The sequence below is a fragment of the Comamonas badia DSM 17552 genome, assembly GCF_000484635.1.
GTDB classification, from domain to species: domain Bacteria; phylum Pseudomonadota; class Gammaproteobacteria; order Burkholderiales; family Burkholderiaceae_C; genus Comamonas_C; species Comamonas_C badia.
Window position 1 is genome coordinate 652713 of sequence record NZ_AXVM01000001.1, and the last position, 22516, is coordinate 675228.

The 22516-nt window shown below is 66.0% G+C and carries 17 protein-coding genes; 16 read left to right on the forward strand and 1 reads right to left on the reverse strand.

What is annotated here, in order from left to right:
* Nucleotides 1–8 precede the first annotated feature (8 nt).
* The 8 genes from K320_RS19610 (at nucleotide 9) to accD (ending at nucleotide 14022) form a co-directional block, all read left to right on the forward strand.
* Nucleotides 9–5213, forward strand: a complete 5205-nt coding sequence (locus tag K320_RS19610) for a RecQ family ATP-dependent DNA helicase (RefSeq protein ID WP_024537430.1) — start codon at nucleotides 9–11, stop codon at nucleotides 5211–5213.
* A gap of 254 nt (nucleotides 5214–5467) precedes the next feature.
* The gene (gene asd / locus K320_RS0103175; RefSeq protein ID WP_024537431.1) at nucleotides 5468–6580 is read left to right on the forward strand and encodes an aspartate-semialdehyde dehydrogenase; all 1113 of its coding nucleotides are present in this window, start codon (nucleotides 5468–5470) and stop codon (nucleotides 6578–6580) included.
* A gap of 241 nt (nucleotides 6581–6821) precedes the next feature.
* Entirely contained in the window at nucleotides 6822–9467 is a 2646-nt protein-coding gene (locus K320_RS0103180) for a FimV/HubP family polar landmark protein (protein ID WP_024537432.1), read from the forward strand.
* A gap of 82 nt (nucleotides 9468–9549) precedes the next feature.
* Entirely contained in the window at nucleotides 9550–10374 is an 825-nt protein-coding gene (gene truA / locus K320_RS0103185) for a tRNA pseudouridine(38-40) synthase TruA (protein WP_024537433.1), read from the forward strand.
* On the forward strand, nucleotides 10371–11081 hold the full coding sequence (locus K320_RS0103190; RefSeq protein ID WP_024537434.1) for a phosphoribosylanthranilate isomerase: 711 nt from the start codon (nucleotides 10371–10373) through the stop codon (nucleotides 11079–11081). The genes truA and K320_RS0103190 overlap by 4 nt, the downstream gene beginning before the upstream one ends.
* The gene (gene trpB / locus K320_RS0103195) at nucleotides 11078–12331 is read left to right on the forward strand and encodes a tryptophan synthase subunit beta (RefSeq protein WP_024537435.1); all 1254 of its coding nucleotides are present in this window, start codon (nucleotides 11078–11080) and stop codon (nucleotides 12329–12331) included. The genes K320_RS0103190 and trpB overlap by 4 nt, the downstream gene beginning before the upstream one ends.
* A complete protein-coding gene (gene trpA, locus K320_RS0103200) occupies nucleotides 12328–13137 on the forward strand; it encodes a tryptophan synthase subunit alpha (RefSeq protein ID WP_024537436.1) in 810 nt (269 codons plus the stop codon). Before trpB ends, trpA begins: the two co-directional genes overlap by 4 nt.
* A 12-nt stretch (nucleotides 13138–13149) precedes the next feature.
* A complete protein-coding gene (gene accD / locus K320_RS0103205) occupies nucleotides 13150–14022 on the forward strand; it encodes an acetyl-CoA carboxylase, carboxyltransferase subunit beta (RefSeq protein WP_024537437.1) in 873 nt (290 codons plus the stop codon).
* A gap of 57 nt (nucleotides 14023–14079) precedes the next feature.
* Here the strand turns inward: accD and K320_RS0103210 are convergent, their stop codons facing one another.
* A complete protein-coding gene (locus K320_RS0103210) occupies nucleotides 14080–14622 on the reverse strand; it encodes a YggT family protein (protein ID WP_024537438.1) in 543 nt (180 codons plus the stop codon).
* A gap of 83 nt (nucleotides 14623–14705) precedes the next feature.
* On the opposite strand from K320_RS0103210, the gene K320_RS0103215 reads away from it, so the two are divergent.
* From K320_RS0103215 to K320_RS0103250, 8 genes are all read left to right on the forward strand, one after another.
* Complete coding sequence (locus K320_RS0103215; RefSeq protein WP_029695758.1) at nucleotides 14706–15326, forward strand: LON peptidase substrate-binding domain-containing protein; 621 nt, start codon at nucleotides 14706–14708, stop codon at nucleotides 15324–15326.
* Nucleotides 15327–15374: 48 nt separating this feature from the next.
* Nucleotides 15375–16922: a lysine--tRNA ligase gene (gene lysS, locus K320_RS0103220; RefSeq protein WP_024537440.1), complete on the forward strand. Its 1548-nt coding sequence runs from the start codon at nucleotides 15375–15377 to the stop codon at nucleotides 16920–16922.
* Nucleotide 16923: 1 nt separating this feature from the next.
* A complete protein-coding gene (locus K320_RS0103225; protein ID WP_024537441.1) occupies nucleotides 16924–17529 on the forward strand; it encodes a mechanosensitive ion channel domain-containing protein in 606 nt (201 codons plus the stop codon).
* Nucleotides 17530–17655: 126 nt separating this feature from the next.
* Nucleotides 17656–18768 (forward strand): branched-chain amino acid ABC transporter substrate-binding protein, encoded by a 1113-nt coding sequence (locus tag K320_RS0103230; protein WP_024537442.1) that lies wholly within the window; start codon nucleotides 17656–17658, stop codon nucleotides 18766–18768.
* A 78-nt stretch (nucleotides 18769–18846) separates the two neighbouring features.
* Nucleotides 18847–19776 carry a high-affinity branched-chain amino acid ABC transporter permease LivH gene (livH, locus tag K320_RS0103235; RefSeq protein ID WP_024537443.1) on the forward strand — a complete coding sequence of 310 codons (930 nt, stop codon included), beginning with the start codon at nucleotides 18847–18849 and terminating at the stop codon, nucleotides 19774–19776.
* Nucleotides 19776–21026: a high-affinity branched-chain amino acid ABC transporter permease LivM gene (locus K320_RS0103240; RefSeq protein ID WP_024537444.1), complete on the forward strand. Its 1251-nt coding sequence runs from the start codon at nucleotides 19776–19778 to the stop codon at nucleotides 21024–21026. Before livH ends, K320_RS0103240 begins: the two co-directional genes overlap by 1 nt.
* Complete coding sequence (livG, locus tag K320_RS0103245) at nucleotides 21023–21790, forward strand: high-affinity branched-chain amino acid ABC transporter ATP-binding protein LivG (RefSeq protein ID WP_024537445.1); 768 nt, start codon at nucleotides 21023–21025, stop codon at nucleotides 21788–21790. The genes K320_RS0103240 and livG overlap by 4 nt, the downstream gene beginning before the upstream one ends.
* Entirely contained in the window at nucleotides 21790–22509 is a 720-nt protein-coding gene (locus K320_RS0103250) for an ABC transporter ATP-binding protein (protein WP_407059746.1), read from the forward strand. Before livG ends, K320_RS0103250 begins: the two co-directional genes overlap by 1 nt.
* The last annotated feature ends 7 nt before the right edge of the window (nucleotides 22510–22516 follow it).

Consider the following 22516-nt stretch of genomic DNA (forward strand, 5'->3'; position numbering starts at 1 on the left):
CCTGACGAATGGGCCCAGGCACCGCTGCGAGCGACTACATCGCCCGCTGCCTGTGCCTGGATGTCGGCACCAACCCCCACAACGCACAGCAGTTGCGCGATGTGGGGGGGTTTCGTCCCGATTTGAACGCGGCGAAAAACCTCCATCCCAAACAGGCGGACTTTCAGCGCCAGCTCGATGCGCTGACCCAGGACGCGGCCTTTGTTCTCGGGCACAACACGCGGCGATTCGACCTGCCGCTGCTGGCGCACCTCTACCCCACGCTGGCGCTCCTGCAACTGCCGCAGATCGACACGCTGGAGCTGTCGCCGATCGCGTTTCCGCAAAACCCCTACCACCGCCTCGTCAAAGACTACAAACTTTGTAGCACAAGCCGCAACAACTCCGCCCGCGATGCGCAATTGGCGCACCAGTTGCTGCTGGAGCAAGCCCAGGCGCTGCTGGAGCGCACAACGCAGCATCCGGACGAAGCCCTGTGCCTGCACCACCTGCTGGTGCCCGAGGGGCAACAGGGCAGCGGGCTCGGCGTCCTGTTCAGCCAGTGGCGCAAGGCCGCACGCCCGGATATCCATGCAGCCACCCTGGCCTGGCTGCGCGCCACCAAAGGCAAGGTCTGCATCAGCGCCCAGCGCCGATTGATCCGCGAGTGGCTGCCCGACCCCGCCTGGCACCAGAGCCTCGCCTACGTACTCGCCTGGCTGCGCGTTTCGGGCGGCAATTCGGTGCTGCCGCCCTGGGTGGGTCACAGCTTTCCGCAAGTGCGCGAGCTCATCCGAGCACTGCGTGAGAAACCCTGCGGCGAGCCGCAATGCCCATGGTGCGAGCAAGAACACCAACTGGCCAAACTGCTGCCGCGCTACTTTCCGGGCATCACCGCATTTCGCGCCACCCCCACCACCGAGGACGGCCGCAGCCTGCAGCAAGCCATCGTCGAAAACGGCATGGCAGGCCATCCCACCCTGGCCATCCTGCCCACGGGGGGCGGCAAGTCGCTGTGCTACCAGTTGCCGGCGCTGGCGCACTACTACCGCAGCGGCAGCGTCACGGTGGTGATTTCGCCGCTGCAATCGCTGATGAAAGACCAGGTCGATGGCCTGCAACAGCGCGGCATCACCTGCGCGGGCTACCTCAACAGCCTGCTCACGCCCATCGAGCGGCGCGCCATGCTCGACAAGCTGCGCCTGGGCGATCTGGGCCTGATCTTCGTCGCGCCCGAGCAGTTTCGCAGCACCGCCTTTGCCAAGGCGCTGATGCACCGCGAGGTGCGCGCCTGGGTGTTCGACGAGGCGCATTGCCTCTCGAAATGGGGGCACGACTTCCGCCCCGACTACCTCTACGTCTCGCGCTTCATCCGGCACAAACAAAAGGCACAGCCTTCGCCGGTGTTCTGCTTCACCGCCACGGCGCAGCCGGGGGTGATTGCCGACATTTGCGCCCATTTTGAAAAACACCTGGCCATGCGGCTCACGCTGCTCAACGGCGGTGCCGGGCGCAAGAATCTGAGTTACGAGGTGCGCACCGTTCCCACCCAGGCCAAATACGCCGAAACCCTGCGCCTGCTGCAGGAGGAGCTGCAAGGTGAAGGCTGCGCCATCGTTTTTTGCGCACGCCAGAAAACGGTGGAAGAAGTGGCAACCTTCCTGAAAGACGCCGGGCTCGATTGCGGCTATTTCCATGGCGGCATGGAGCCCGCCGACAAGCGCCACATTCAGGAAAATTTCATCGCCGGGCAGTTGCGCGTCATCGCCGCCACCAACGCCTTCGGCATGGGCGTGGACAAGCCGGACGTGCGCCTGGTGATCCACATCGACACGCCCGGCTCACTCGAAAACTACCTGCAGGAAGCCGGCCGCGCCGGGCGCGACCAGGCCCCGGCGCGCTGCGTGCTGCTGTACGACGAGGCCGACCTGGACGTGCAGTTTCGCCTGCTGCGGGGCGCCCGGCTGAACCAGCACGACATCCGCTCCATCCTGAAAGCCCTGCGCAGCATCCACCGCAAGGATGGGGGCGATGGCGAGGTGGTGGTGACCAGCGGCGAAATCCTGCTGCAAATCCCGGACGAGCACCGCATCGACCCCGAGGCACGCGACGCAGATACCAAGGTGCGCATCGCCATCGCCTGGCTGGAAGAGGCCAGGCTGCTGGAACGCCACGAAAACCACACGCGCGTCTTTCCCGGCAGCCTGCTGGTCGGCAGCCTGGACGAAGCGCGCGCCGTGCTGCAACGCCAGCTGGAGCCGCAAACGGATACAGCCCCCTACCTGACCATCCTTGGCCTGCTGATGCAGGCGGGCGATGGTGACAGCCTCTCCACCGACGAGTTGATGCTGGCCACGGGCAAGGATGCGCGCAGCGTCGCCGCCATGCTGCGCGAACTCGACCGATGGAAGCTCCTGTCCAACGACACGGAAATTGGCGTGTCCTTCTACAGCGATCCCGACAGCACGCAGCGCCTGGTCGAGCTGCAGCACCTGGAGGACACCCTGCTTGCCCAGTTGCGCGAAGCCGCACCCGATGCCGACGACCAGAGCTGGCAACAGATGCACATGCGGCGCCTGTGCGACGCCATGCGCCGCGACAGTGGCATGGCCCTCGACCCCGAACGTCTCGCTCGCCTGCTCACCTCCTTTGCCGCAACCTTTGGCGAGGGCCACGGCATGCGCGGCTGCTTTGCGCTGCGCCCGGGGGGGAGCGAACATCGCCAACTCAAGCTGCTGCGCAACTGGCAGGAAATCGACACTATCCGCAGGCGGCGCATGCTGGTGTGCCTATCGCTGCTGCAGCACTTCACCCGCCTGCGCAAGGGCAACACCAGGCTGGTCACGGCCAAGCAGGGCGAGCTGGAGACCGCCTTGCAAAACGACCTCTCGCTCGCCGATCTCGCCATCGCCGATTGGGGCGTGGCGCTGTCGTCCGCCCTGCTCTACCTGGACGCCAACGAGGTGCTGCACCTGGCGCGCGGCAAGGCGGTGTTCCGCTCGGCCATGCGCATCGCCTTCGAGCCCACGGCGCAGCGCCGGCAGTTCAACAAGGGCGATTACGCCGAACTCGCGCTGCACTACCAAAGCAAGATCGCCCAGGTGCATGTGATGGCGGAATTCGCCAAGCTGGCGCTGCACAAGGTCCAGGCCGCGATGCAGTTCATCCTGGACTATTTCCGCCTGGATCGCGACAGCTTCATCCGGCAATACTTCGGCGGGCGCAAGGACGTGCTGGAAATGGCCACCACCGAGGCCGCGCACCGGCGCATCCTGATAGACCTTGCCAACCCCGAGCAGCAGGCCATCGTCACGGCGCCGCTCACGGGCTGCCAACTGGTGCTGGCGGGGCCCGGCTCGGGCAAGACGCGCGTCATCGTGCACCGCGTCGCCTGGCTGCTGCGCGAACGCCTGGTGGAGCCCGAAGCCATCATGGTGCTGGCCTACAACCGCCACGCAGCACATGAAATCCGCCAGCGCCTGTGGCAGCTCGTCGGCGTGGACGCCGCCGGCGTCACCGTGCAAACCCTGCACAGCCTGGCCATGCGCATCACCGGCACCAGCTACGCCGTGGCGGCCGAACGTGGCGAGACGATTGATTTTTCCGCCGCCATAGTGCAGGCCACCCAGCGCCTGACGCGCGCCGCCCAGGGCGACGATGGGCCAGGCGGTGACGAAACCTCGGTGGCCCGCGACCGGTTGCTGGCCGGGCTGCGCTTCGTGCTGGTCGATGAATACCAGGACATCAACGGCGAGCATTACGCCCTCATCAGCGCGCTGGCCGGGCGCACCCTGGCGGCGCAGGATGACCGTCTGTCGCTGATGGCAGTCGGCGACGACGACCAGAACATCTACGCCTTCGGCGGTGCCAGCGTGCGCTACATCCGCCAGTTCGAAACCGACTACCAGGCACAGTGCTACCGCCTGCTGGAAAACTACCGCAGCAGCGCCCACATCATCGACGCCGCCAACGCCGTCATCGCCCCGGCACGCCAGCGCATGAAAAGCGCCGAGCAACTGCGCGTGAACCACGCCCGACGCGAAGCACCCCCCGGTGGCGAATGGGGCACGCGCGACCCGCTCACCCAGGGGCGCGTGCACGTGCTGCGCACTCCGGCCGCCCCGCTGGCCGAAGCCGCCACCGCACTGGCCGAGCTGCAACGCCTGCAGGCCTTGCACGCGGGAGGCAGCAGCGCCGGGCACTGGGGGCATTTCGCCGTGATCGCCCGGCGCTGGGACGACTTGGATGCGCTGGAAAATTTATGCAAAAACCAGTCCATCCCCGTGCTGCGCCTGCGCGAAGCACTACAAATACCATTGCATTCCACACGCGAGGGCGATGGTCTGCTGCAACTGCTGCGCGGCGCCCTGCGGCGCACACGGCACAAGCGGGTGACGCTGCGCGCAGGTACCCTGGCGCGCTGGCTGCGCCTGCGCCACCACTTGCCCGCTGACGGCTTCACTACCCACCCCTTCCTCGCGGCGCTGGCCCAATTCATCGCCGAAACCGGAGGCAGCGCCTACGGCTTCGCCCTCGCCGTCGATCAGGTGACAGACGCGCTCTACGAGTTCGGCAACGGCAGCCGCAGGCAAGGCGCTGCGCGCCCCAACGCTCCGCTGCTGCTCCTGAGCGCGCACAGCGCCAAGGGGCTGGAGTTCGACCATGTGCTGGTGCTGGACAGCGGCGGCTGGCAACAGCCCAGCGATGAGGAGCGCCGCTTGTTCTACGTCGCCATGACGCGCGCCCGCCTGTCGCTCACCCTCTGCGCGGCCGAGGGCGGCATGCATGCCTTTCTCGCGCCTCTGGAGCAACTCGCTTTGCATACCCGCCCGCAGCCCGCGCCCGTGCCCGTGCCCACGCTGGCATTGACGCGCAGCCGGGCCTGCGGCCCGGAATTCGTGGTGCTCTCCTGGCCGGGCTATTTCCAACCCGATGCGCCGATACACGCGGCCATTGCGCGCCTGCAAGTGGGCGACGCCCTCACCCTGCAGCCTCGCCGCGATGGCAAGCCGGGCTGGGAATTGCGCGATTTGCAAGACACAACCGTCGGGCGCATGGCCGGCAGATTCGAGCCTCCCGGCACCCACATCACCGGCGTGCAGGTGGCGGCCATCCAGGTGCGCGAGCGCCAATCTGGCGATCAACTTGCAAGCGAACGCTGGGAAATCGTCCTGCCGGAAATCGTTTTCGAAAAGCCCAACACGTCAACGCAAGTGCCCGGCGATGCGTTTTGACCTTCGTTGAAACCCGATGGAACCGGGCATCCACTAAAATACTTCGCCATATGTTTCTCGCGAGCGCGCCCTCCCCCCACATCGTGACCGACCACCCGGCCACGAAGGCAGCGCGCGCATCCACCACCAAAACCACGACCATTACGGGCTGAAGCAGCTCCGGCATCGTCGTGCGCCCTCCTCCGGCCCTGACGAGCCGGGGCAAAAAGCAGCGCCGGATGGTGCAAGACTTTTTAATCTGAAAGGGCAATGCAATGAGCAAGCAACTGGTAGGCCTCGTCGGCTGGCGCGGCATGGTCGGCTCCGTGCTGATGGAGCGCATGCAGGCCGAGGGCGACTTCGACCTGATCGAGCCGGTCTTCTTTTCCACTTCCAACGCCGGCGGCAAGGCGCCGGCATTGGCCAAGGCGCACAAGGAACTGCACGACGCCAATGACGTGGCAGCCCTCACGAAGTGCGACATCATCATCTCCTGCCAGGGCGGCGACTACACCAAGGAAGTCTTCCCCAAGGTGCGCGCCTCCGGCTGGCAGGGCCACTGGATCGACGCTGCCAGCGCGCTGCGCATGCAGGACGACGCGGTCATCATCCTCGACCCGGTCAACGACGATCTGATCAAAACCAGGCTTGCCGCGGGCGGCAAAAACTGGATCGGCGGCAACTGCACCAACTCCATCCTGCTGATGGGTCTGGTGGGCCTGTTCAAGGCGGGGCTCGTCGAATGGGTCAGTTCCATGACCTACCAGGCGGCGTCGGGCGGCGGCGCCAACCACATGCGCGAACTGCTCAAGGGCATGGGCGTGATCCACGGCGCGGTCGCGAGCGAACTCGCCACACCCGCGTCGGCGATTCTGGAGATCGACCGCAAGGTGGCGCAAACCATCCGCGAGGACGTGCCGCGCGAATTCTTCGGCGCGCCGCTGGCCGGTGGCCTGATCCCATGGATTGACGCACAGCTGGAGAACGGCCAGTCCAAGGAAGAATGGAAGGGCAAGGCCGAGATCAACAAAATTCTGGGCACGCCCACGCCGATTCCGGTGGACGGCCTGTGCGTGCGCATCGGCGCGATGCGCTGCCATTCGCTGGCGCTCACGCTCAAGCTCAAGAAGGATGTGCCGCTCGCGGAAATCGAGGCCCTCATCAAGGGTGGCAACCCCTGGGTCAGTTTCGTGCCCAACGAGCGCGAGCAGACCGTCAGGGAACTGACGCCCGCGGCCATCACCGGCGGCCTGCAGATCGCCGTCGGGCGCGTGCGCAAGCTCAACATCGGGCCGGAATACGTCTCGGCCTTCGTCGTTGGCGACCAGCTCCTGTGGGGCGCGGCCGAGCCGCTGCGGCGCATGCTGCGCATCCTGCTCAAGGCCTGATTTCCACGATTGCCGCACGGCGTGCCCGAGGACATGCCGTGCGCCAGTGTTGCCCGTTGCCAACAGGCCTGACCATCCGAATCAGTGATAACGGCGGGAAAAAACCTGAACTTCGTTCTTAGCTTGTCAGTGCAACACATTGATGCTAAGGTGCTTTCACCTGTCTTCAGGTGCTTCAGTGCTCCCGTTTTAAAAGCGCAAGGCCTACCCAACAGACGCAACGCACACTGCCCCACCATCCATGCATCGCTGCAAACCCACTCTCCTGGCCGCCGCGGCCGCCCTGTCGATGGGGCTGTACGCCTCCAATGCAAGCGCGCTGGCGCTCGGCCGGGTCACCGTGCAGTCTGCACTTGGCGAACCCTTGCGTGCCGAAATCGCCTTGCCCCAGGTCAGTGCGGTCGAGGCGGATTCGCTGAACGTCACCATCGCCAGTCCCGACGTTTTCCGCGCGCAGGGCCTTGAATATTCGGCTGCGGTCAAGGGCATCCGGCTTGACCTCAGGCGCGAGGCCAACGGCAAGATGGTGCTGCGCCTGAGCAGCAACCAGACCATCACCGATCCCTTCATCGACCTCGTCGTGGACGCGGCCTGGAATGCCGGCCACATCGTGCGCAGCTACACCATGCTGTTCGATCCGCCAGGGCTGCGCAGCGCGCCGGCGCCGATCGCGCCACTCGCACCGCAGGCGGATACGCCCACGCGCGGCAGCGCATCGGCCGCTCCCGTGCGCACGCCCCAGGTGGCCGCTGCGCCTGCGCCAGCTCCGGCCAGCGCACCGGCCTTGGCACGCAAGATTGAAGCAAGCCCCGGCGAAGTCAAGGTGCGCTCCGGCGACACCGCCGGCGCCATCGCCAGCGCGCACCGCCCCAGCGGCATTTCGCTCGACCAGATGCTGGTCGCCCTGGTGCGCGCCAACCCCCAGGCCTTCATCGATGGCAACGTCAATCGCCTGCGTGCCGGCAGTGTGTTGCAGATACCGGACCAGGCGAGCGCCGAGGCGACACCCGCCGCCGAAGCCCGCAAGATCGTTGCCGCCCAGAGCCGCGACTTCAATGCCTTCCGGCACCGCCTCGCCGGCGCAGCGCCCGCAGCAGGCGTGGAAGCCGCATCGCGCGCCAGCAGCGGCAAGGTGCAGACCCAGGTGGCTGAATCCAGGCCCGAAGCCGCCAGCGCCGACAAGCTGACCCTGAGCAAGGGCGGTGCCGCCGGCGAAAAGGCCGATGCCGAGACCGCGCAAACCAAGCAGGCAGACCAGGCATCGGCCCGCATGGCGGAACTGTCCAAGAACATTTCCGAGCTCAAGGCCTTGAGCGATGGCGCAACCGACGCCAAGGCAGCGCCCGCGGCGCAGCCCGCGCCAGGCGAGGCCGCAAAACCCGGAGTGGAAATGGCAGCGCCCGCGGCACCGGCCACCGATGCGACTCCGGCGCCGCGGACCCAGGAAAGCGCAACACCCGCCGCACCGCCGGCGGCGGAACCTCCTGCGCCGGCTGCAGCCCCCGAGCCGGAACCTGCCGCCGCAGCCAAGGCGCCCGCCGAGGAGCCGCCCAAGCCTGCCCCCGCTGTTTCCGCGCCGGCGCCGGAACCGCAGGAAGAGCCCGGGTTGCTCGCCTCGCTCACGGAAAGCCCAATGGCGGCTGGCGGCGCTCTGGCCCTGGTACTGCTCCTGCTCGGCTGGGGCGGCTACCGCTGGCAGCAGGGGCGGCGCAAAACGGAGAGCCCGGAAACCACTTTTGCCAGCGAGGCGGACCACCCCGATTCCTTCTTCGCCGAAAGTGGCGGCCAGGAAGTGGACACGACGAGCAGCGATCTGACGACCGGTTCCACCTCCACGCTGTATTCGCCCAGCCAGCTTGACCAGACGGGCGATGTCGATCCGATTGCCGAGGCCGATGTCTACCTTGCGTATGGCAAGGACCCGCAGGCCGAGGAAATCCTGAAGGAGGCATCCGTCCACCATCCGGAGAAAGCGGCCATCCCGGCCAAGCTGGCCGAGATTTATGCCAAACGCCAGGACCGCGCGGCGCTTGAAGGTGCGGCGCGGCAAGTGCACGCACTCGCCCACGGCGAAGGGCCAGATTGGGAGCGGGTGCGGGAGCTGGGGCACAGCATCGACCCGGAGAACCCGTTCTACCAGACCAGCGCGCCGCAGCCCGATGCCTTGGCGTTCATTCCACCGGCAGCCGAGCCGGCCGCCGATGCGGCCGCGCTGCCCGAAATTCCCGCCGTGCCGATGGCCGAGGCTGCGCAGACGGGCGCGGCCGACTCCGTGCTTCCGTCAATCGACCTGGATCTGGACCTCGCCCCCTCCGCTCACACGGCGTCCGCGGACACGGCGCACGCTGCATCGGCGAGCGCGTTCACCGCGGCGGCTGTCAGTGCCGCACAGCAGGCGCTGGAAGTGCCGGCTGAGCCCGACAGCGGCATCGGCGGCCTGACATTGCCCGCTGCGCTGACGGAGACCATGCCTTCCGCGGCACACCTGCCTGAAACCATGGGGGAACCACTGGAGTTCCCTACCGAAGGTCTTGCGTTGGCGGATTCCGGCCCCATGCCGCTGTCGCCCAAGGAGATGGCCCCGACCGAACCTGCCCCGCTCGAATTCGACTTCGGCGGGCTCTCTCTGGACCTGGACCGTCCTTCCGCCGCAGCGCCCCACACGCCTGCCGCCGTGGATCTGCCTTCGCTGCCCGAACTGCCGTCCGAGGCCGCGGCAGATGCCCCGCTGCCCGATGACCCGCTGTCCACCAAGCTGGCGCTGGCCGAGGAGTTCAAGACCATTGGCGACAGCGAAGGGGCCCGCGCGCTGATCGAAGAAGTGCTCGCGGAAGCATCCGGCGAGGTCAAGGCCCAAGCCGAGCGTCTGCTGGGAACGCTGGGCTGAACCCCTTTGGCCCAAGCCCGGATGCGGCCAAGGCCGCATCCGGGCTTTGCCATTTGATCCCACCGTTCTCTGCAAGGATTCCATGCGCATCGCCCTTGGTGTGAGCTACAACGGCCAGCCTTGGCGCGGCTGGCAAAGCCAACCTTCGAGGCAGACGGTGCAGGACGCGCTGGAAGCAGCGCTGGAGCGCTTTGCCACGGCTCCCATCCGCACCGTCTGCGCCGGACGCACGGATGCGGGCGTGCACGGCCTGATGCAGGTCGTTCACTTTGATACCGCCATCGACAGGCCGGAATTCTCCTGGGTGCGCGGCCCGAACAGCTTTTTGCCACCCGGCATCGCCGTGCAATGGGCGCGGCGCGTGCCCGATGAATTCCACTCGCGCGCCTGCGCCACGGCACGCCGCTACGCCTACGTGCTGCTGCAATCGCCGGTACGCCCCAGCATCGAGGCAGGGCGCGCCGGCTGGGTATTCCAGGCGCTGGATCAGACCGCCATGCGCGAGGCCGCGGCGCACCTGATCGGCGAGCACGACTTCACCTCGTTTCGCGCCGCCGAATGCCAGGCGAAGAGCCCAGTCAAACATCTCGCCCACATCGCCATCACGCGCCGTGGAGCCTTCCAGCCACCGCCCGCGGGCAGCGAAGGCTGTCCCACCGGCTACTGGCGTTTCGAATTCGAAGGCAATGCCTTCCTGCACCACATGATCCGCAACATCATGGGCTGCCTCGTCGCCGTCGGGCAGGGAGTCAGGCCCAGCGGCTGGATGCGCGAAGTGCTCGAAGCGCGCTCGCGCAGCAAGGCGGCGCCGACCTTCATGGCCGACGGCCTGTACTTCCTCGGACCGCGCTACGACCCGGCCTGGGGTCTGCCGGAGCGCAGCGCTGCGTATGATTGGCTGCCATGAACCAGCGCACCCGCATCAAGGTCTGCGGCCTCACGCGCGAGCAGGATGTGGACGCGGCCGTCGCCAGCGGCGCGGACGCGATCGGCTTCGTGCTCTATCCGAAAAGCCGGCGTTACGTGAGCCCCGAGCGCGCCGCAGCGCTGGCCCGGCGCCTGCCGCCGTTCGTGACGCCCGTACTGCTGTTCGTCAATGCAGAAACTATGGATGTGATAGCTGCTTGCACAGATGTGGCGGGCGCCACAGCCCAATTTCATGGAGATGAATCGCCCGAAGATTGCTGGCTCGCAAGCGACAGAGGCGCCATCCCCTTCATCCGCGCCGCGCGCATTCCACTGGGTGCTGCGGGGGCCCGGTTTGACCTCGTAGAATACGCCCACGATTACTCTCACGCCCGCGCCATCCTGCTCGACGCGCATGTCGACGGCTATGGCGGGGGCGGCAAGACATTCCATTGGTCACTGCTGCCACCAAACGTCAATGCTCACCTCGTTTTGTCTGGTGGACTCACACCTGCAAACGTGGGCGATGGCATCAAGGAGGTACGGCCGCGTTGCACGACGCTGGCCGTTGATGTGAGCTCCGGCGTGGAACTGGATGCAGCGGACGGAACCACCGTCCACGGCACCAAGGACGCCGGCAAGATTGAACGCTTCATCGCCGCCGTGCGCGCGGCCGATGCAGTCCACACCCCTTTGATGAGACCATGATCGACTACCACCAACCCGACAGCCACGGCCATTTCGGCCCCTATGGCGGCACCTTCGCCAGCGAGACGCTGACGCACGCGATCGCCGAACTGCGCGATGCCTACGCGCACTACCAGCGCGACCCGGCGTTCATCGCCGAATTCCAGAGCGAGCTGGCGCACTATGTGGGCCGGCCCTCCCCGGTCTACCACGCGTCGCGCATGAGCCGCGAGTTGAAAGGCGCGCAGATCTACCTCAAGCGCGAAGACCTCAACCACACCGGCGCGCACAAGATCAACAACGTGATCGGCCAGGCCATGCTGGCCAAGCGCATGGGCAAGCCGCGCATCATCGCGGAGACCGGCGCCGGCCAGCACGGCGTGGCCACGGCCACCATCTGCGCGCGCTACGGCCTGGAGTGCGTGGTCTACATGGGCAGCGAGGACGTCAAGCGCCAGAGTCCCAACGTCTACCGCATGAAGCTGCTGGGCGCCACCGTGGTGCCGGTGGAATCGGGCAGCCGCACGCTCAAGGACGCGCTCAACGAAGCCATGCGCGACTGGGTGGCCAACGTGGACAACACCTTCTACATCATCGGCACCGTGGCCGGCCCCCACCCCTACCCGATGATGGTGCGCGACTTTCAGAGCGTGATCGGCACCGAGTGCCTCACGCAGATGCCCGAGCTGCTGGGCAAGGACCGCCAGCCCGATGTGGTGGTCGCCTGCGTGGGCGGTGGCAGCAACGCGATGGGCATCTTCTACCCCTACATCCCCAATGAAAAGGTCAGGCTCATCGGCGTGGAAGCCGCCGGGCTGGGCCTGGATTCCGGCAAGCATTCGGCCAGCCTGGAGCGCGGCAGCCCCGGCGTGCTGCACGGCAACCGCACCTACATCCTGCAGGACGAGAACGGCCAGATCACCGAAACGCACTCGATCAGCGCCGGGCTGGACTACCCCGGCGTCGGCCCCGAGCACGCCTGGCTGCAAGAGATTCACCGCGCCGAATATGTCGGCATCACCGACGATGAAGCACTCGCCGCCTTCCACCACCTGTGCCGCACCGAGGGCATCATTCCTGCCCTCGAATCCAGCCACGCCGTGGCCTACGCCATGAAGCTGGCGCCTACGCTGCCGCCCGAGCAATCCATCCTCGTGAACCTCTCGGGCCGGGGCGACAAGGACATAGGCACCGTGGCCGATCTGGCCGGCGCCCAGTTCCACGACCAGCCCAGCCAGGGCGGCCACCAGGTGAAGGGGGGCAAGCCATGAGCCGTATCGCCGCCACCTTCGAGGCGCTGCTCGCCAAAGGCCGCAAGGCGCTGATTCCCTACGTGACGGCCGGTTTCCCCTTTGCCGACATCACCCCCGCGCTGATGCACGGCATGGTCGAGGCCGGGGCCGACGTGATCGAGCTGGGCGTGCCGTTTTCCGACCCCATGGCCGACGGTCCGGTGATCCAGAAGGCCGGTGAAAAGGCCTTGCAGTTGGGCATAGGCCTCACCGAGGTGCTGGAGATGGTGCGCGTCTTCCGCCAGCGCAACCAGACCACACCGGTGGTGCTCATGGGCTACGCCAATCCGGTCGAGCGCTACGCGCAGCGCCACGGCAGCGGCAGCTTTGCGCGCGATGCCGGTGCGGCGGGCGTGGATGGCGTGCTGGTGGTGGATTACCCGCCCGAGGAATGCGAACAATTCGCCGTGGATCTGCGGGCGCACGGCATCGACCTGATCTTCCTGCTCGCGCCCACCTCCACGCCCGAGCGCATGCGGCAGGTGGCGCGCGTGGCCAGCGGCTATGTCTACTACGTCTCGCTCAAGGGCGTGACCGGCTCCGGCGCGCTCAACACCGATGCGGTGGCGGCGATGCTGCCGCGCATCCGCGAACACGTGAAAATTCCCGTCGGCGTGGGTTTCGGCATCCGCGATGCCGAAACCGCCAAGGCGATTGGCCGCGTCGCCGACGCGGTGGTCATTGGCAGCCGCATCATCACGCTCATCGAAGAGCAGCCGCACGAACGCGTCGTCGGCGTCACCATCGACTTCCTACGCCAGATCCGCAAGGCGCTGGACAGCTGAAAGGAACACCCCATGTCCTGGCTGGAAAAACTTCTCCCCTCCAAGATTCACCAGACCGACCCGGCCGAGCGCCGCCAGATGCCCGAGGGCCTCTGGGTCAAGTGCCCGAGCTGCGACACGGTGCTCTACAAGACCGATCTGGAGCACAACCAGAACGTCTGCCCGCACTGCGGCCACCACCACCGCATCGGCGCGCGCGCGCGGCTCAACGCGTTTCTCGACGGCGAAGGCCGCTACGAGATCGGGCAGGAAGTCCTTCCGGTCGACGCCCTCAAGTTCAAGGACAGCCGCAAATACCCCGAGCGCCTGAAAGAAGCGCTGGAAAACACCGGCGAAACCGACGCACTGATCGTCATGGGCGGCGCCGTCAAAAGCGTCAGTGTGGTGGTCGCCGCCTTTGAATTCGACTTCATGGGCGGCTCGATGGGCTCGGTTGTCGGCGAACGCTTCGCGCGCGGCGTGGAAAACGCCATCGAGCAGAAAGTGCCCTTCATCTGCTTCACCGCCACCGGCGGCGCGCGCATGCAGGAAGGCCTGCTCTCCCTCATGCAGATGGCCAAAACCAACGCCGCCCTGACGCGCCTGGCCAAGAAAGGCCTGCCCTACATCAGCGTGCTCACCGATCCGACCATGGGCGGCGTCTCGGCCGGTTTTGCGTTCATGGGCGACATCGTGATCGCCGAACCGGGCGCGCTGATCGGCTTTGCCGGCCCGCGCGTGATCGAATCCACCGTGCGCGTGACGCTGCCCGAAGGCTTTCAGCGCGCCGAATTCCTGCAGACCAAGGGCGCGGTGGACATGATCGTGGACCGGCGCGAGCTGCGCGACACCGTGGCCAGGAACCTCGCCATGCTGCAGCGCCTGCCAGCGGATGCCATTGCTTGAATTTGATAGCTTGCAGCGCTTATCCAATATGGGTTTAAACGCTATTTGACCACTAATTCAAAATAGCGCGCCACGCTGCAGATTGCCCAGCACGATCAGGCAGACCTGCAGCAGCACCAGCACGATCAGCGGCGAAAGATCCACGCCGCCCATCGCCGGCAGCAGGCGGCGTACGGGCGCCAGCAGGGGCTCGGCCAGCAGCGCCAGCAGGCCGGCGATACTTGAGCGGGTGGGCACCCAGGAAAGCACCGCGTGCAGGATGACCAGCAGCATCAGCCCCCAGACCGCCACCCGCACCGTTCCGAACACCACCAGCCACGGCAGCAGGGAAAGGCCGCTGCCCAGCAGCAGCATCAGCGCCAGATACTGCGCCAGTTGCGCCAGCACGGCACCGACCAGGCAGGCCGCATCCCAGCCGCCCAGCGCGGGCACCAGCTTGCGCAGCGGCAGCACCAGCCAATCGCTGAACACAAACACCATCTGCCCCATGGGGTTGCCGAACGGTACACGCCGGCGCTGCATGTACAGGCGCAGCAGGCAGGCGCCGGTGATCAGGCCGCCCGCGACATTCAGCAGGAAGGAAGCAATTTCGTAGAGCATGCAGGCATTCGTCTCGCAATATTGGCGCGATGATCCCAGATTTCCACGAGCGTCTTCTGGAATCTGGGATCATCGTGCCCACCATGATGACTGACCTGCCGCTGTTTCCGCTCGCCACCGTGCTCTTCCCGGGAGGCTTGCTCACTCTGCAGGTCTTCGAGGTGCGCTACCTGGACATGATCGGCGCCTGCCAGGCAAGCGACCGTCCGTTTGGCGTGGTGGCCCTGGCGAGCGGCCACGAGGTGCGCAGAGCAGGCGCCGCCCCCGAGCAGCTGTGCGAGGTCGGCACGCTGGCGGCCATAGAGCACTGCGAGCGCCCCCAGCCCGGGCTGATGCTGCTGAGCTGCCGTGGCGTGCAGCGCTTTCGCCTGCACCAGCCGCACTGCCTGCCACACGGCCTGTGGCAGGCCAGCGCCGAATTGCTGGCCGATGACGCCCGCATCGCCATCCCCGCAGATCTGCGGCACACCAGCGACCGCCTGCGGCAGGTGTTGCATGAAATCCGCCAGCGCCATCCCGGTGTTGCCGAGCCCACCGAGGCCCAGCTGGCCGATTGCGGCTGGGTGGCCAACCGCTGGTGCGAGCTGATCCCCACCCAGCTCGCCACCAAGCAGCAGCTGATGTCGCTGCAGAGCCCGTTGCTGCGCCTCGAGTTGGTGACCGACCTCCTGGACAGCCTCCGGCCTGAACCAGGCAACTCTTAGAATCGCGGGTTCCCTTCGCGCAGCCCACCAACGAGCGCCCCACCCGCCATGTCTACCGATTCCACATCCCAGCCCTCTGCCATCGACGAAAACCAGCTGATTGCCGAGCGCCGCGAAAAGCTCAAAGCCCTGCGCGAGCGCCAGGCGCAGGGCCGGGGCGTTGCCTTTCCCAACGATTTCAAGCCCGCCGACCACGCCAGCGCGCTACAGCAGCGCTACGCCGCAGAGCAGCCCGAGGTGCTGGAGGCGCAGGCGGTGCAGGTCAGTGTCGCCGGCCGCATGATGCTCAAGCGCGTGATGGGCAAGGCCAGCTTCGCCACGCTGCAGGACGGGTCGCTGGGGGAAACCGGCGGGCGCATCCAGCTCTACGTCACGCGGGACGCCATCGGCGAGGACGCCTACGCCGACTTCAAGCACTGGGATCTGGGCGACATCGTCGGCGCCCAGGGCACGCTCATGAAAACCAAGACCGGCGAGCTGTCGGTCAAGGTCACCCAAATCCGCCTGCTCACCAAGAGCCTGCGCCCCATGCCCGACAAATTCCACGGCATGCAGGACCAGGAGACCAAGTACCGCCAGCGCTATGTCGATCTGATGATGGACGATACCGCCCGCCGCCGCTTCATCGCGCGCAGCCAGGCGGTGGCATCCATCCGCGGCTTCATGGTCGAGCACGACTTTCTGGAAGTCGAAACGCCGATGCTGCATCCCATCCCGGGCGGCGCCAACGCCAAACCCTTTGTGACGCACCACAACGCGCTCGACCAGGACATGTACCTGCGCATCGCGCCCGAGCTGTACCTCAAGCGCCTCATCGTCGGCGGCTTCGAGCGCGTATTCGAGATCAACCGCAACTTCAGGAATGAAGGCATCAGCGTGCGCCACAACCCCGAGTTCACGATGATGGAGTTCTACGCCGCCTATTGGAACTACCGTGATCTGATGGACTACACCGAAGCGCTCGTGCGCGATGCGGCGACCAAGGCCGTGGGCACGCTGCGGCTCTCCTACGGCGGGCGCGAGGTGGATCTGGCACCGCCCTTTGCCCGCATGACGATACGCGAAGCCATCCTGGCGCACACCGATGCCGGAGCGCAGGTGGACGACGCCGCATGGCTGATCACCGCGCTCAGGAAGCTCGGTCTGAAGGAAGACAAAGACCATCTCGCGCGGCGCAGCCTCGCCAGCCTGCAGGTGCTCTATTTCGAGGAAGCGGTGGAAGACAAGCTCTGGCAGCCGACCTTCATCATGGAGCACCCGACTGAAATCTCACCCTTGGCGCGTGCCAACGACGAGCGGCCCGAGGTGACCGAGCGCTTCGAGCTCTACATCACCGGACGCGAGATGGCCAATGGCTTCTCGGAGCTGAACGATGCCGAGGACCAAGCCGCGCGCTTTGCCGCGCAGGCGGCCGCCAAGGATGCCGGAGACGACGAAGCCATGTACTTCGATCAGGACTTCGTGCGCGCGCTGGAGTACGGCATGCCGCCCACCGGCGGCTGCGGCATCGGCATCGACCGGCTGATGATGCTGCTCACCGACAGCGCCAGCATTCGCGACATCCTCCTGTTCCCCGCGCTGCGCCGCGAGCAGTAGCGTGCTGTTGCGCCTGAAGGCCTGGCTGCCGCCCTGGATGCACGACTGGCTGGACGTCATCGTTCCGGCCCTGCAGATCCTGCTGATCGTGGCGGTGGCGCTCGTGCTGCACCACCTGCTGCGGCGGTTGATCCTGCGCGCCAGCGACCACTACCAGTTCCCGCACGAGCTGCTCAGGCCGATCAATGCAATCGTGCGCGTGCTGGTGCTGGGCGGCGCGCTGCTGCTGGTGCTGGAGCGCCTGGGCGTATCCGCCAGCGTGCTGTGGACGGCATTCACCAGCTTCGCCGCCGTGGGCGCGATAGCGTTCTTTGCCGCGTGGAGCGTGCTCTCCAACATTTTTTGCGCCTTCCTGATCTTCATGGTCGGCCCGTTTCGCGTCGGCGACCACATCGAGCTGCTCGACACCAACACCGAAAAACCCGGCCCCACCGGCCAGGTGGTCGGCATCAACCTGCTCTACACCACACTGATCGATGCCAGCGATCCTGGGCAGCGGCGCCAGCTGCAGATACCCAATGCACTGATCTTCCAGCGCGTACTGCGCCGCTGGCAGCCAGCCGGCTCCGCAACGCCGCCAGCCCCTTTACCAGAAAAATCGCCCTGAAAATCCCTTGCAGACTCAGGTTTACCCCGTTGCCAAACGCTGTCAAACGGGTAACCTTGCTCCTCTCGCAGGCGCTTACCGGCGCCGCAGAGGTTTTTCATTCCTATCCACTTGAAAAGAGACTGTATGAAATTTCGCATGCACACCCTGGTTGCCACGCTGGGTCTGGCCGGTGCTTCGCTGCTGTTGCCCGCACACGCGCAGATCAAGATCGCCATGGTGATTCCGGCCACGGGTCCGCTCACGCAGTATGGCGACATGATCAAGGAAGGCGTGCTCACGGCCGTTGAAATGGTCAACGCCGGCGGCGGCATCAAGGGCCAGAAGGTCGAAACGGTGATCGTCGATGACGCCTGCGAACCCAAGCAAGGCCCCGTCGCCGCCAACCGCGTGGTCAATGACAAAATCCACTACGTCGTCGGCCCGGTGTGCTCGGGCGCTTCCATCGCCGCCGCACCGATCTACAACAACGAAGGCGTGGTCGTCGTCACCCCGTCCGCCACCTCTCCGGCGCTGACCGACGGCAAGAACTTCCACTTCATCTTCCGCACGATTGGCCGTGACGACCAGCAGGGTCCGTCGGCCGCCAAGTTCATCGTTGAAAAGATGAAGCCCAAGAAGGTCGCCGTGCTGCATGACAAGCAGTCCTACGGCCAGGGCATCGCCACCAACGTGCGCGACGACCTGAAAAAGGCCGGCGTGGACGTCGCGCTGTTCGAAGGCATCAACGCCGGCGACAGCGATTATTCCGCCGTCATCACCAAACTCAAGAGCGCGGGCGTCGATTTCGTCTACTACGGCGGCTACCACCCCGAAATGGGCCTGCTGCTGCGCCAGGCCGGCGAGCAGGGCCTGAAGGCCAAGTTCATGGGACCGGAAGGCGTGGGCAACCCCGAAATCAACGCCATCGCCGGTCCGGCTGTTGAAGGCATGCTGCTGACCCTGCCGGCCGACTTCTCCACCAACCCCAAGAACGCCGCGGTGGTGAAGGCCTTCAAGGACAAGAAGCGCGACCCGGCAGGCGCCTTCCAGATGACCTCCTACGCTGCGGCCGAAGTCATCATGGACAGCATCAAGGCCGTGGGCGACGACGCCAAGAAGGTAGCCGACCACATGCACAAGACCACCTTCGAGACGCCGCTGGGCGCCACGAGCTGGGATGCCAAGGGCGACCTGAAGGCCTTCGAATTCCAGGTCTTCGAGTGGCACAAGGACGGCTCCAAGACCCTCGTCAAGTAAGCCTGCAATCAGGCTGGACGCCGCCTCCGCATCGCCGGGGGCGGCGTTGTCGTATCCGCTTCTGACCGAGGGCCTTCCATGTCGGACTTCCTGCCCCAGCTGCTGCAGCAGCTCTTCAACGGCCTTTCGCTCGGCGCCATCTACGCGCTGATCGCGATCGGCTACACGATGGTGTACGGCATCATCGGCATGATCAATTTCGCGCACGGCGAGATTTACATGATCGGCGCCTACGTGGGCCTGGTCACGCTGTCCGCCGTCGGCGTGCAAAGCGGCCTGCCGGTATGGCTGGTGATCGCGCTGATGCTGATCGTCGCGGTGCTGGTCACCGCCGTCTACGGCTACGTGATCGAACAGCTCGCCTACAAGCCGCTGCGCGACAGCCCGCGCCTGGTGCCGCTGATTTCGGCCATCGGCATGTCGATCTTCCTGCAGAACTGGATGGCGCTGGGCCAGGGCGCGCGCGACATGGCGGTACCCGCCCTGATTCCAGGTGCGATGCGCTTTGGCGGCGAAGGCGGCGGCTTTGAAATCTTCATCCCCTACGCCCGTGTGCTGGTGATCGCCGTCACCGTGGTGCTGATGGTGCTGCTCACGCTCTACATCCGCAACTCGCGCATGGGCCGCGCCTCGCGCGCCTGCTCGCAGGACATGCACATGGCCAACCTGCTGGGCATAGACACCAACCGCGTGATCTCGTTCACCTTCATCCTGGGTGCGATGCTGGCGGCCGTCGGCGGCATTCTGATCGCGCTGGCGGTGGGCAAGCTCAACCCCTTCATCGGCTTCATCGCCGGCATCAAGGCCTTCACCGCCGCGGTGCTCGGCGGCATCGGCAGCGTCCCTGGCGCGATGCTGGGCGGTGTGATCCTGGGCGTGGCCGAAACACTGGCCGCCGCCTACATCTCATCCGAATACAAGGACATCGTGGCCTTCGCGCTGCTGGTGCTGATCCTCATGTTCCGCCCCACGGGACTGCTGGGCAAACCCGAAGTGGAGAAAGTCTGATGACCAGCACTGCCTCCACCGACCTGCGCACCGCCTTGCGCGGCGCGATCACCGCCACCCTGCTGGCCGCCATCGTGCTGCTGCCCTCGTTCACCCTGCATCTGGAGCGCGCCGGCGCCCGCACCGTCATCATCCCCAACTGGCCTACGCTCGTCTGGGGCTGCCTGGCGGTTTTCGCAGTCCAGCTGCTGCGCCCGCTGCTGCTGCCCCGCCTGCCCGCATTCAGCCTGCCGCGGCTGCCGAGCTTCGAACCCGGCCAGCACAAGGTCCTGATGCTGGCCGTGCTGGTCGCCGCCGTGGTCTGGCCATTTTTCGGCGGACGCAATTCGGTGGACATCGCCACGCTCACGCTCATCTACGTCATGCTGGGCCTGGGCCTGAACATCGTGGTGGGTTTCGCCGGCCTGCTCGATCTGGGCTTCGTCGGCTTCTACGCCGTCGGCGCCTACACCTTCGCGCTGCTCTACCACTGGGCGGGCTGGAGTTTCTGGGAGGCACTGCCGCTGACCGGCGCGATGTCCGCCCTGTTCGGCTTCGTGCTCGGCTTTCCGGTGCTGCGCCTGCGCGGCGACTACCTGGCCATCGTCACGCTGGGGTTCGGCGAAATCATCCGCCTGCTGCTGGTGAACCTGGTGGGCTTCACCGGCGGGCCTGACGGCATTTCCAGCCTCCCCAAGCCCACCATGCTCGGCCTGCCGATGACGCGCAATCCAACGGTCGAAGGCGGCACCACCTTTCACCAGTTTTTCAGCATCGAGTTCAACACCATGCACATGGTGGTGTTCCTCTACCTGATGGCGCTGCTGCTGGCGTGCATCACGCTGTACATCAGCAACCGCTTGATCCGCATGCCGATCGGCCGGTCGTGGGAGGCCCTGCGCGAGGACGAAATCGCCTGCCGCTCGCTGGGCCTGAACCCGATGAAGATCAAGCTCTCGGCCTTCACGCTGGGCGCGATGTTCGCGGGCTTTGGCGGCGCTTTTTTCGCGGCCCGGCAGGGCATCGTGAACCCTGAATCCTTCACCTTCATCGAATCGGCGCTGATCCTGGCCATCGTGGTGCTGGGCGGCATGGGCTCGCAGCTGGGCGTGATCGTCGCCGCCATCGTGCTCACGGTACTGCCCGAGCTGGCACGCGAGTTTTCGCAATACCGCATGCTGATTTTCGGCCTGGTGATGATCGTGATGATGGTCTGGCGTCCGCAGGGCCTGCTGCCGATGAAACGCCACCAGATGGAGGTGCCGCAATGAGCGCGCCGCTGCTCGCTGTCAAGGACCTGAGCATGCGCTTTGGCGGCCTGCTCGCGGTGGACGGCATTGCCTTCGACGTCGCGCCGCAGGAGATTTTCGCCATCATCGGCCCCAACGGCGCCGGCAAGACCACGGTCTTCAACTGCATCAGCGGTTTCTACCGGCCCACCACCGGCGCCATCGCACTCGCAGGCAAAGGCATCGCTGGCCGCAGCAGCCACCAGGTGGCCAACGACGGCGTGGTGCGCACCTTCCAGAACGTGCGCCTGTTCAAGACCATGACGGTGCTGGAAAACCTGCTGGTGGCGCAGCACCGCCAGCACCGTCCACCGCCGCTCTCGGGCCTGTTCAACACCCGCCGCTACCGCGAGACCGAACAGCTCAAGGTTCACAACGCCCTGAAGTGGCTGGACGTGATGGAGTTGCGCCAGTACGCCAACCGCGAGGCCGGCAACCTCGCCTACGGCCACCAGCGGCGGCTGGAAATCGCGCGCTGCATGATCACCGAGCCGCGCCTGCTGATGCTGGACGAACCCGCGGCCGGCCTGAACCCGCAGGAAAAAAAGGAGCTGCAGCAACTCATAGATCGGCTGCGGCGCGAGTATGGCGTGACGGTGCTGCTGATCGAACACGACATGGGGTTGGTGATGGGCGTCTCCGAGCGCATCCTGGTGATGGAATACGGCCGGTCCATCGCCCTGGGCATGCCCGAGGCGATCCGCAACGACGAACGGGTCATCAAGGCCTATCTGGGAGAAGCCTGATGGCGGCATCCACCCCCATGCTGGAGGTGCGAAAGCTCTCCACCCACTACGGCGCGATCTGCGCCGTCAACGAAGTCAGCCTGCATGTGAACCAGGGCGAGATCGTCTCGCTGATCGGTTCCAACGGCGCCGGCAAGACCTCGCTCCTGATGACCATCTGCGGCACGCCGCGCGCCAGCGGCGGCAGCGTGCTGCTGCAAGGGCAGGACATCACGCCACTGCCCACGCATGAAATCATGCGCAAGGGCATCGCCATCTCCCCGGAGGGCCGACGCGTGTTTCCCCAGCTCACGGTGGTGGAAAACCTCAAGATGGGCGGCTTCTTTCAGGACAAGGCCGCCAGCGACAAGGGCGTGGCGCATGTGTTCGAGCTGTTTCCGCGCCTGAAGGACCGCGCCAGTCAGCGCGCAGGCACCATGAGCGGCGGCGAACAGCAGATGCTGGCCATAGGCCGCGCGCTGATGAGCGAACCGCGCCTGCTGCTGCTCGACGAGCCGACGCTGGGCCTGGCGCCGCTCATCATCGCGCAGATCTTCGAGATCATAGAAACCATACGCGCCGACGGCGTGACCGTGTTTTTGGTCGAGCAGAACGCCAACCGCGCGCTCTCCATAGCCGACCGGGGCTACGTGCTCGAAAACGGCCATCTGGTGCTGGAAGACACGGGCAAGAGCCTGCTGGCCAACCCGGATATCCGCAAAGCCTATCTGGGCGGGTGACCTCGGC

Excerpts from the sequence above, each read along its gene's own strand:
- K320_RS19610 (WP_024537430.1), top strand. The coding sequence starts at position 9 with ATGGGCCCAGGCACCGCTGCGAGCGACTACATCGCCCGCTGCCTGTGC.
- asd (WP_024537431.1), top strand. The coding sequence starts at position 5,468 with ATGAGCAAGCAACTGGTAGGCCTCGTCGGCTGGCGCGGCATGGTCGGC.
- K320_RS0103180 (WP_024537432.1), top strand. The coding sequence starts at position 6,822 with ATGCATCGCTGCAAACCCACTCTCCTGGCCGCCGCGGCCGCCCTGTCG.
- truA (WP_024537433.1), top strand. The coding sequence starts at position 9,550 with ATGCGCATCGCCCTTGGTGTGAGCTACAACGGCCAGCCTTGGCGCGGC.
- K320_RS0103190 (WP_024537434.1), top strand. The coding sequence starts at position 10,371 with ATGAACCAGCGCACCCGCATCAAGGTCTGCGGCCTCACGCGCGAGCAG.
- trpB (WP_024537435.1), top strand. The coding sequence starts at position 11,078 with ATGATCGACTACCACCAACCCGACAGCCACGGCCATTTCGGCCCCTAT.
- trpA (WP_024537436.1), top strand. The coding sequence starts at position 12,328 with ATGAGCCGTATCGCCGCCACCTTCGAGGCGCTGCTCGCCAAAGGCCGC.
- accD (WP_024537437.1), top strand. The coding sequence starts at position 13,150 with ATGTCCTGGCTGGAAAAACTTCTCCCCTCCAAGATTCACCAGACCGAC.
- K320_RS0103210 (WP_024537438.1), bottom strand. The coding sequence starts at position 14,622 with ATGCTCTACGAAATTGCTTCCTTCCTGCTGAATGTCGCGGGCGGCCTG.
- K320_RS0103215 (WP_029695758.1), top strand. The coding sequence starts at position 14,706 with ATGATGACTGACCTGCCGCTGTTTCCGCTCGCCACCGTGCTCTTCCCG.
- lysS (WP_024537440.1), top strand. The coding sequence starts at position 15,375 with ATGTCTACCGATTCCACATCCCAGCCCTCTGCCATCGACGAAAACCAG.
- K320_RS0103230 (WP_024537442.1), top strand. The coding sequence starts at position 17,656 with ATGAAATTTCGCATGCACACCCTGGTTGCCACGCTGGGTCTGGCCGGT.
- livH (WP_024537443.1), top strand. The coding sequence starts at position 18,847 with ATGTCGGACTTCCTGCCCCAGCTGCTGCAGCAGCTCTTCAACGGCCTT.
- K320_RS0103240 (WP_024537444.1), top strand. The coding sequence starts at position 19,776 with ATGACCAGCACTGCCTCCACCGACCTGCGCACCGCCTTGCGCGGCGCG.
- livG (WP_024537445.1), top strand. The coding sequence starts at position 21,023 with ATGAGCGCGCCGCTGCTCGCTGTCAAGGACCTGAGCATGCGCTTTGGC.
- K320_RS0103250 (WP_407059746.1), top strand. The coding sequence starts at position 21,790 with ATGGCGGCATCCACCCCCATGCTGGAGGTGCGAAAGCTCTCCACCCAC.